Source organism: Catenibacterium sp. co_0103 (assembly GCF_004168205.1).
In the GTDB taxonomy this organism is placed as follows: Bacteria; Bacillota_I; Bacilli_A; order Erysipelotrichales; family Coprobacillaceae; genus Catenibacterium; species Catenibacterium mitsuoka_A.
In genome coordinates this window covers 19,107-28,987 of sequence record NZ_RCYB01000024.1, presented here as the reverse complement: position 1 = coordinate 28,987, position 9,881 = coordinate 19,107, and the positions used below count along the sequence as shown (strand labels likewise).

Sequence of the window (9,881 nt, the reverse complement as noted above, 5' to 3'; positions counted from 1 at the left end):
CCCGTACGTACGGTGCAACGGGAGGCACAGAAATAATAATTAATCTCAGTATTGATATTATTTCCTGTCTACCCTATTTTCATATTATTCAAGTTCTTTCAACATTTTTGCATATTCTATACATATTGTATCTGCAATCGCTGTGAGTGAATAAGGGTGAGTTGCATAATCACCTCTGCTATCATAGCGTATATATTGATCTATAAAAGGATAATCTAATTCTTTATTAGATGTAATTAAACAGATCTTAGGTTTCTTGCTTTGGTGTTTAAAAGGTTTTGCACGTGGGAAAATACGATCAAAATAAGTGCCAGAATCAGAGAACAAGATAATTAAAGTCTTCTCATCTGCGTTTGTAATATATTCAGCCTGGTTAGCTACTTTAATGGCAGTAAATACGGGTTTAGCACTTGTCTGCAAATCATATTGCAAGTTCAATGCAACGTTTTCAGAATGCATATAACCAAATGCCGCTACCTTTTGATACTCATAAATATCATTGACTAATTTTTTGATATCATCTTCAATAGAACTCTTTTCTAACATCTCTAGATTCTCAATCACACTTCTTACATAAGAAGTGAAAATGGAATCTTCGTTTCGTCCTTCATAGTTGAACTTATTAGAAAGTTTCGTTTTTTCTACCGAAAACTTCGCAATTTGATTTTTTAACTGATTAAAATCCCTTAAACCTATATCCCTGCAGAATCTAGAAATACTAGAATTAGACACATAACACGCTTTCGCAAGTTCAGTTAGAGTATAGTCTTCTAAATCACGAATGTTCTCTATCATGAATTTCGCAATCTTATAATTATTAGAACCTTTAGGTTCACCATTTAATGTAGATAATAAAATAATAACTAAGTTAAACATGTACTCACCGTCCTAGGTATAATATGCCTTATTATACCATAGGACAGTTATTTATAGTTTAATAACTTCAGTATGTGAAACTAAATCATGAAAACAACGTGTATCTTTTTGGAAATAAGCATATCCAATAGAAACAAGTGTCAATGCATAAGCAACATAAGTCAAAGGATTCACAATAGAAGTGAATTGTAAAAGAGAGGCAATCTTTCTTAAATAAGAAGGAATAATAGTAATACCACCTTCAAGAAGAGTTGCACCGAGTAATTCTCTTAACATCATGTTTTTCATAGTGACATCTTTATGATCATAATCAATAACTTTGATTTTACAAATCTTCTTACCTGGAGTCTGACCTTTCCAGATATAAAGAGGAATGAATACATAATAAAGTATCCCGATAGTAATCGCAATTAAACATACAATAAGAGCTGTATTGAAACCATAAGCATTTAATTCAAACATCTCTGGTTTAAATTGACTATCTTTTCTTAAAAAGAATGTGATAGGAATAGAAGCCAGCATATTAGTAATATACCAGTCAATTATCAATGCGACTGTTCTTCTTAATCTTAACTCTACAATATCCATCTTACTCATAAATAGTACCTCCTGTTTATTCAAGTATATCAATTCACAAATGATCAGTAATCTCGTTTCCAATTCTTGGAAAACCTTTCCGGAATATAAAAAAAGAAAGTTCCGAAGAACTTTCTATAAAGACTTATAGTCTTTTGTAATCGTCCATGTTTAATTCAGAAGCTGCATCTTTATCACAGATCAATGTCATATTAGGATGAAGCTTTAAAACAGTAGATGGTAATTCATCTGTAATAGGTGAATCAAGAACCTGTTTTAAGATACCTGCTTTTTCCTTACCATTTACAATCATCACTAAGTGTTTAACCTTCATTAAGCTCTTAGGACCCATTGTAAGAGTGATTGGAAGATGTTCTCTCTTTGGATAATCAGGGTTTGCTTTATTCTTAGTAGCACGATCCATTGCATAAGAATATGAATCCATTGGTGTACATCTAGGACAGTTGCTGCAGAAATGACCATCATAGCCAAGACCAATAACCATGACATCAATACCACCTGCACGGCTGATTTCTTCATCATATGTTTCCCAGTTTTCCATAGTCATATCATGAATTCTTTCTTCTGGAATATTTGCTTCTTCGAAGAATAATTTCTGCATTTCTTCCCAGTTAGGACCATAAGGCTTACCATCCATGTATGGTGCTTCATCGAATAAATAATATTCGATATCCTTGAACTTTTCCTGATCTCTTACTTCTGGAGCTAACATCTTGTAAAGTTCAATAGGACTTCTGCCTGATGTAAGAGAAATATTCACTCTCTTATCCTGCATCATAGCACCAAGTAAGATGTGCAATGCACTTTCACTCATTTTCTGAGTGTTTTCTTCAACGATTAATTTCATAACAAATTCCTCCTGTATTTCACAAGAAGATAAAACTCACACACTTCACATTATAAGCATCAAACTCTTTCTGTCAACCTATAAAAAATTAAAATTATATTGTATATATCGGTGTAATTTGGCGCGCATTATACTTATATAGAGCCGCTTTTGCAAGTGATTTCCACGATTTGGAAAGTTCTTCTATCATATGGAAAGGTGTTTTATATATTGGAAAATACGAGATTTTTTAGGCTTTTCCAAGATATAATGTATCCAACGAGAAGGGAGGACTCGACATGAACTTCATGGAAAAATTCAATGAACTAGCAAATCGCACACTAGTTCCCATTGCAGACAAGTTAGCTAACCAAAGACATCTTGCTGCAATTCGTGATGGAATGGTTGTTGCTATTCCACTATCAATCCTTGGAGGTGCTTGCTTAATCGTATCAACACCACCATTCAAACCTGAAACTCTACCAAACTGGGGTTTCATCACTACCATGCTTACAGGATGGTACAACTGGGCTCAGGCTAATAAAGCCGCATTATTATTACCATATAATATGACAATGGCTTTAATGGGACTATTTATCGCTTTCTCTATTTCTTATCATTTAGCTAAGAAATACGAAATGCCAAGCTTAAATGCAGCTGTTGTTTCTACTGCAGTATTCTTAATCGTATCTGCACCAACTACTTCTGCTGTCCCAGCTAATCTCATTACTGATGGTAAATCAGCCACTGATCTACTTGCACTTGCAGGAAGTTATATACCAACAACTTACCTGGATGCAAAGGGTATCTTTACAGCTATTATTGTTTCTATCGGATGTGTAGAAGTCATGAACTTCTTATTTAAGAAGAACGTTCGTATTAAGATGCCTGAAGGTGTTCCACCTGCAATCAGTTCATCATTCGATGCAATCTTACCACTCTTTATCTGTGTTATCATATTCTATGCACTATCATTATTTATACAGAATATCAGTGGTCAGTTATTACCAAGTATGATTATGACAGTGCTTGCACCTGCGGTATCTGGTCTAGACTCATTAGTAGGTATCTGTTTAATTACTATCATTGCTCAGACATTCTGGTTCTTTGGTTTACATGGTGCAAGTATTACTCAGCCAATTAGATTACCATTCATGCAGATGTATTTAATTACTAATATCGCAGCATATAGTGCTGGTAAACCATTAGTACACTTCTTCACTCAGCCATTCTGGTCATATATTATCGCATTAGGTGGCGGAGGTGCTACTTTAGGATTATGTATTCTATTACTTAGAGCAAAATCAGTTGAATTACGTACTTTAGGTAAGCTTTCAATTGGTCCAGCTATCTTCAATATCAATGAACCAATCATCTTCGGTTTACCAATGGTATTAAACCCAATTATGATGATTCCATTTATCTTTGTGCCAGTTGTAAACTCAATTATTGCCTATACTTGTATGGCATTACACATCGTTGGAAAGGGTGTAATTGAAACACCGTGGACAACACCAGCTCCACTTGGTGCTGCATTAGGATGTATGGATATTAAAGCCGGTATCATGGTTGTAGGGCTAATCCTTCTAGATATGGCACTTTACTATCCATTCGTTAAATTATTAGATAAACAAAAGTTAGAAGAAGAAAATTCAAAATAATTAAAACAAGAAATAAAACTCACACACACATAAAATTGAATAACCTTAAATATTTTGTATATGACTGCTACCCCACAGCAGTCTTTTTAATTTGTGATAAACCTTGTATACTGTAAACAAGGAGAATCATATGAGAAAAGAAGAACTAATAAACTTATTGAAGAAGGATGTAGTTCCTGCATTAGGATGTACAGAACCAGTTTGTGTCGCATTATGTGCAGCTTATGCATCTAAACAGTTAAATAATCCAATAAATAAAATAGAGTTAGATGTTAATAAAGGAATATATAAGAATGGAATGTCTGCAGGTATACCACATTGTGAGTATGTAGGTTTAGAGTATGCCGTTTCTATTGGGGCATTATTAAAGAACCCAGAAAAACAGCTGACTCTATTTGAAGATATAGAACCAGATACAATCACTTATGCTGAATTATTAGGGTCCCATGTTTCTATCACGATTAATGATTCAGCATCTATTCATGTAAAATGTACTCTTTATACATCTAACGATACAGTGACATGTATGATCAAAGAGGCACATACAAATATAGTTTATCTAGAAAAGAATGGAATTGTATTAGAAGAGAAAACAACTCAAGAAACAAACAATACACCCACTGTGATTGATGAACTCAAAGAAATGAAAATATCAGACATATGTTCTTTGGTAGACTCAATGACAGTGTATAAACTTGAATTCTTATTAGATGGTATAGAAATGAATAACCGATTATCACAATATAAAGGAACAACACATTTGAGTGATTCATTTAACCGTTCATTATTTTCTGAAGACTTGTTAACTAGAATAATAAGGAAAGTTACTGCAGCTGCTGAAAATAGACTAGATGGCTGTCCACTTCCTGCAATGAGCAGTTCAGGTGCAGGTACAAAAGGACTCGTTGTTTCTATACCAGTGAATGAAGTGGCAGAAGAACTACACATATCACTAGAAAAGAAACTCAAAGCACTTGCGCTTACACATCTAGTAAATAGATATATTAATGCACATATAGGTAAATTATCGCCTATGTGTACATGTGTCATGGCGTCTTCTACATCTGCTTCTGTAGGTATCGCTTATCTCTTAGATGCATCAGATGATCAGATAGGGTATTGTATACGTAATATGACAGGAACTGTAACTGGTATGATTTGTGATGGAGGAAAAGTAGGATGTGCATTAAAGGTATCTACAGGATCTACGGCTGCACTTATGTGTGCAATGACTGCAGTCAATAATGCAGGATTAAGAGAAAGTGATGGAATTTGTGCATCAACACCTGAACAATGTATTCAAAATATGGCCCATATTGGGAAAAATGGAATGAATAAAGTAGATGAAGAAATCATCTCAATTATGAAAAGTAAAGAGTGTCAATAGGAAGAAGGTGGTCCAAGGATCATCTTCTTTTTGCGTATAATGGTACATTTTAATAATTAAAGTGAATAAAGTATGAAGTGTTAGTTAATTGAAATAACCTTGTATATATCATAATAAATTGAATTGTATAAACATAATATTACTATTCTAAAACATCATAATGGAACGTTTCCCTTATCTTTGACACCTATTCCAAGAGTTTGTGCCACGTCCCAGAAGGGGCCTGAAATATTGAAAGTGTTTGCATTGTTGGGTAAACTAGGACTCGTCAAAACAAATGAAAGCAATTTCAAGGAGGAAAAGAAAAATGAGTTTAGTATTAGCAAGAATCGACCAGAGATTAATTCATGGTATTGTTGTTACACAATGGGCAGGTGCAACACAGGCAAAAAGATTAATGGTAGTCGATGATGAAGTAAGTAAGGATGAAGTTCAAAAATCAGCAATGAGAATGAGTAAGCCAGTGGGGACTGGTATGTCAATCATTGATACAGAAACAGCTATTAAGAACTTCAACGCAGGAAAGTATGATAGCCATAATGTATTCATGATTGTAAGAGAACCATCTACATTAGTTAAGTTAGCTGAAAGTGGCGTTAAGATTCCTAAAGTAAATATTGGTATTATCTTCGATGGGGAAGGTAAGACAACAGTGAAGAAGATGGTTTCAGTCAATGAAGAAGAAGTGAATGATTTAAAGAAATTGCAGTCTATGGGTATTCCAGTGACATTCCACTTCGTACCAAGCGAAGCAGAAGAACCACTAGAAACATATATTAAATAATCAAGGGAGATAAGAAGTATGCAGGTTATTCAAGGAGTATTAATCGTATTATTATCAATGTGGATGGTCTTAGACCAGCAGGGGATTGTTATTACAACATGGTTCCCAATCATGGTTGCATTTTTTGCAGGATTGATTATGGGGGATATGAAGACTGCCATGATTATTGGTGGTACATTCCAGTTAATGAACTTAGGTGTTGCCAACATTGGTGGTTCATCAGTGCCTAACTGGGGTCTTGCAACAGTAGTTGGTATTTATGTTGCATGTAGAACTACAAATGATGTGGCTCAGGCAAAAGCAGTTGCCTTAGCAGTAGGTGTACCAGTTGGTATGCTTGGTATTCAGTTAGATGTATTCGCAAAGTTATTAAACACTTATGTAACACATGCAGCACAGAAAGCATGTAATGAAAAGAAGTTTAGTAAGATGAACAGAATTCTTTGGATTGGTCCTATGATCTTTGCTTTATCTACAGGTTTACCAACAGCTTTATGTGTATTATTTGGTGATGCAATCGTTAATGTTATCTTAAAATCAGTTCCAGTATGGTTCACAAATGGTCTATCTATCGCAGGAAATATGTTACCAGTTGTAGGTATCGCGTTATTGTTACAGGTTATGCCTGCTAAGAAGTACTTATCAATGTTGATGATTGGTTTTGTCTTCTCAGCTTACTTAAATGTACCAATGTTAGGTGTATCTATTATTGGTTTAGCTATTGCTTACTATTTCTTTACAACACAGGTCAATAAAGCACCAGCAGTCGCAACAGAAGGTGCAGTAATCGAAGAAGGAGATGATTGGGATGAATAAAGAAACACAGACAACAGAAGTTGTTACAAAGAAAGATCTTACAAAAGCCGCAGTACGTTACATGTTTATGGCATGTAATACATATAACTATGAAAACCATCAGGGCCCAGCAGTTGTATTTGGATTAGAGAAGGTTTTAAGAAAGATTCATAAGAATAATGATGATGACTATGTTGCATCATTAAATAACCACTTTAAATATTTCAATACTACAACTTGGATGGCTAATATCTTACTTGGTGCAAGTGTTGCTATGGAAGAAAAAGATGGCATAGAAGCATTAGATACAGTACAGAACTTTAAGACAGGTATGATGGGTCCTCTTGCAGGTATCGGGGATACTTTAATCTGGGTACTATATCCAACAATCATGGGTTCTATTGCAGCTTATATGGGACTTGAAGGTAACCCTACAGGTGCACTCATCTGGATGTTACTTAACGTGATTTTCTTCTTCTTTAGAATTAAGTTATTCCATTTAGGATATGATTCAGGTTTAAAGCTTATTACTACATTAGGTGATAAGTTATCAGTCTTCACTGAAGCAGCATCTATCATGGGTCTAACAGTTATTGGGGCATTAATTCCTTCAGTTGTTAAGATGTCATTAGGTCTTGTCTTTAAGTCAGGTAAAGTAAAACTTGCTATTCAGACAGGTGTCTTAGATAAGATCATGCCTGCTTTATTACCAGTTGCACTTACATTTATCGTTTATAAATTACTTGCATCTAAGAAACTTACTGTTATTCAGGTCATCTTCTTAATTATCATTCTTGCATTAGTTTGCTCATTCTTTGGAATTCTAGCTCTCTAATCAAAGTTTTCGGGGGGAAAAAGTCTATGAGAAAAATCGTTCTAGCCAGCCATCATTTACTCGCTGATGGTTTAAAAGATACAATCCAGTATCTTATGCCAACTTTAACTGATATCCAGTCAGTGAGTGCTTATATGGATAATATACCTGTTGAAAAGAAGTTAAAAGAAGCACTAGGAGAAATCAATGAAGGTGATGAATACATCATCTTCACTGATATGCTTGGGGGTAGTGTGAATCAGGAAGCAGTCAAATACTTACAGTATCCTAATGTATATGTGATTACAGGAATGAATTTACCTATTGTATTAAGTGTCTGTTTATCATTAGCAAGCTGTGAAAAAGTGAATGAAGATGTCATTAGAAATGCGATTGATGATGCAAAGTCACAGATTGTTTATGTCAACGATGTTATGAAAAATATGGGGGTCGATGAGGATGATGAATAAAGATTGGTGGAAAAGCAGCGTTGTTTATCAGGTTTATCCACAAAGTTTTAATGATACCAACAATGATGGGGTTGGTGATTTAAAAGGTATTACTGAAAAGCTTCCTTATTTATCTAAATTAGGTATTGATGTCATCTGGTTAAACCCAATCTATGAATCACCATTAGTAGATAATGGTTATGATATTGCGAACTATCGCAAGATCAATCCGATGTATGGCACAATGGAAGACTTTGATGAACTATTAGAAACAGCACATAGTATGAATATTAAGATTATTATGGACTTAGTAGTGAATCATACAAGTGACCAGCATGAATGGTTCTTAAAGTCTAAATCTTCTAAGGATAATGAATATTCTGATTTCTATATCTGGAAGGATCCTAAAGAAGATGGCAGTGAACCAACAAACTGGGGTGCTACTTTTGGTGGATCTGCATGGACTTATGTACCTGAAAGAAAACAGTATTATCTTCATTGTTTTGCGCCAGGACAGCCTGACTTAAACTGGGAAAATCCTAAGGTAAGAGAAGCAGTTTATAATGAAATGCGCTTCTGGTTAGATAAGGGTATTGATGGTTATAGAATGGATGTTATCTCTTTATTAAGTAAGAGACAGAATTTTCCAGACGCCTTACCAGGAGAATATGATTATGCAAAATCATATTATAAAGGAGCTTCTAATGGACCTCGTATTCATGAATTCCTACAGGAAATGAATAGAGAAGTCTTATCACACTATGATGTGATGACAGTAGGAGAAACAGCCAATACCAATGTTCAGCAGGGTAAACTTTATACAGATCCTTCTAGACACGAATTAAACATGGTATTCCAGTTTGATCATATGCATTTAGATTATGGTAAGTACGGTAAATTCTCTGATGTGAAGTTTAAACTCAGTGATTTAAAGAAGAGCTTATCAACTTGGATCAATGATTTAGGTGAGGGATGGAATTCACTTTATTGGGATAACCATGACCAGCCTAGAAATGTGACTCGTTTTGGTGATGATGGAGTATATCGTGTGGAATCAGCTAAAATGTTAGCTACTCTATTGCATATGATGAAGGGAACACCTTATGTTTTCCAGGGGGATGAATTAGGTATGAAAGATGTACCTTTTACATCACTTGATCAATATAAAGATATTGAAACGGTCTTTATGTGTCAGAAAATGAAGGATGAAGGTGAAAATGAAGAAACAATCAAGAAATATGCTTATTTAAGTTCAAGAGACAATGCGAGAACACCATTCCCTTGGAATGGAGAAGAAGGTTCTGGTTTTTCTGATGCAAAGCCTTGGATTGATTATTCACCTGATAACAAGTTCATCAATGCAGAAGATGAATTAAAAGATCCAAATTCAGTATTCTATTATTATCAGAAATTAATTCGTTTAAGAAAAGAAAATCCTATAATTGTTCATGGATCTTATAAACTATTAGACGAAAATGATTCAGATATCTTCTCATATGAAAGAGAATATGAAGGTAAGAAATTACTTGTAGTATGTTCTTTCGCAAAAGAGAAGGTAAAATATACATTGCCAGATGATTATAAGGATGCTGAAATTCTTATTGGAAATTATGAGAATGTATTGAAAACAGATGATAAAAATATTATTCTAAATCCATATCAAGCAGTAGTTTATCTAACAAAGGGGTAATG

The 9,881-nt window shown here is 34.4% G+C and carries 10 protein-coding genes; 7 read left to right on the top strand and 3 right to left on the bottom strand.

The features are described 5' to 3' along the window. Nucleotides 1–84: 84 nt before the first annotated feature. The 3 genes from EAI80_RS05835 to EAI80_RS05825 all read right to left on the bottom strand — a co-directional run bounded on the left by EAI80_RS05835 (nucleotide 85) and on the right by EAI80_RS05825 (nucleotide 2,320). Nucleotides 85–876, bottom strand: a complete 792-nt coding sequence (locus tag EAI80_RS05835; protein WP_129981303.1) for a MurR/RpiR family transcriptional regulator — start codon at nucleotides 874–876, stop codon at nucleotides 85–87. Nucleotides 877–927: 51 nt separating this feature from the next. Next, nucleotides 928–1,473, bottom strand: a complete 546-nt coding sequence (locus EAI80_RS05830; protein ID WP_129981302.1) for an RDD family protein — start codon at nucleotides 1,471–1,473, stop codon at nucleotides 928–930. A gap of 124 nt (nucleotides 1,474–1,597) precedes the next feature. Next, nucleotides 1,598–2,320, bottom strand: coding sequence for a 6-phosphogluconolactonase (locus tag EAI80_RS05825; protein WP_129981301.1), 723 nt, complete (start codon nucleotides 2,318–2,320; stop codon nucleotides 1,598–1,600). Nucleotides 2,321–2,598: 278 nt separating this feature from the next. Between EAI80_RS05825 and EAI80_RS05820 the strand changes: the two genes are divergently transcribed. From EAI80_RS05820 to EAI80_RS05790, 7 genes are all read left to right on the top strand, one after another. Then, nucleotides 2,599–3,960, top strand: a complete 1,362-nt coding sequence (locus EAI80_RS05820) for a PTS transporter subunit EIIC (protein ID WP_129981300.1) — start codon at nucleotides 2,599–2,601, stop codon at nucleotides 3,958–3,960. A gap of 130 nt (nucleotides 3,961–4,090) precedes the next feature. Continuing rightward, nucleotides 4,091–5,347 carry an L-serine ammonia-lyase, iron-sulfur-dependent, subunit alpha gene (locus EAI80_RS05815; protein WP_129981299.1) on the top strand — a complete coding sequence of 419 codons (1,257 nt, stop codon included), beginning with the start codon at nucleotides 4,091–4,093 and terminating at the stop codon, nucleotides 5,345–5,347. A 307-nt stretch (nucleotides 5,348–5,654) separates the two neighbouring features. Further along, nucleotides 5,655–6,131, top strand: a complete 477-nt coding sequence (locus EAI80_RS05810; protein ID WP_129981298.1) for a PTS sugar transporter subunit IIB — start codon at nucleotides 5,655–5,657, stop codon at nucleotides 6,129–6,131. Nucleotides 6,132–6,149: 18 nt separating this feature from the next. Then, complete coding sequence (locus EAI80_RS05805) at nucleotides 6,150–6,947, top strand: PTS sugar transporter subunit IIC (RefSeq protein ID WP_129981297.1); 798 nt, start codon at nucleotides 6,150–6,152, stop codon at nucleotides 6,945–6,947. Further along, complete coding sequence (locus EAI80_RS05800; protein ID WP_238634459.1) at nucleotides 6,940–7,761, top strand: PTS system mannose/fructose/sorbose family transporter subunit IID; 822 nt, start codon at nucleotides 6,940–6,942, stop codon at nucleotides 7,759–7,761. The genes EAI80_RS05805 and EAI80_RS05800 overlap by 8 nt, the downstream gene beginning before the upstream one ends. 26 nt (nucleotides 7,762–7,787) lie before the next feature. Beyond that, nucleotides 7,788–8,210, top strand: a complete 423-nt coding sequence (locus tag EAI80_RS05795) for a PTS N-acetylglucosamine transporter subunit IIBC (RefSeq protein ID WP_129981295.1) — start codon at nucleotides 7,788–7,790, stop codon at nucleotides 8,208–8,210. Beyond that, the gene (locus EAI80_RS05790; protein ID WP_275055479.1) at nucleotides 8,200–9,879 is read left to right on the top strand and encodes an alpha-glucosidase; all 1,680 of its coding nucleotides are present in this window, start codon (nucleotides 8,200–8,202) and stop codon (nucleotides 9,877–9,879) included. The genes EAI80_RS05795 and EAI80_RS05790 overlap by 11 nt, the downstream gene beginning before the upstream one ends. The last annotated feature ends 2 nt before the right edge of the window (nucleotides 9,880–9,881 follow it).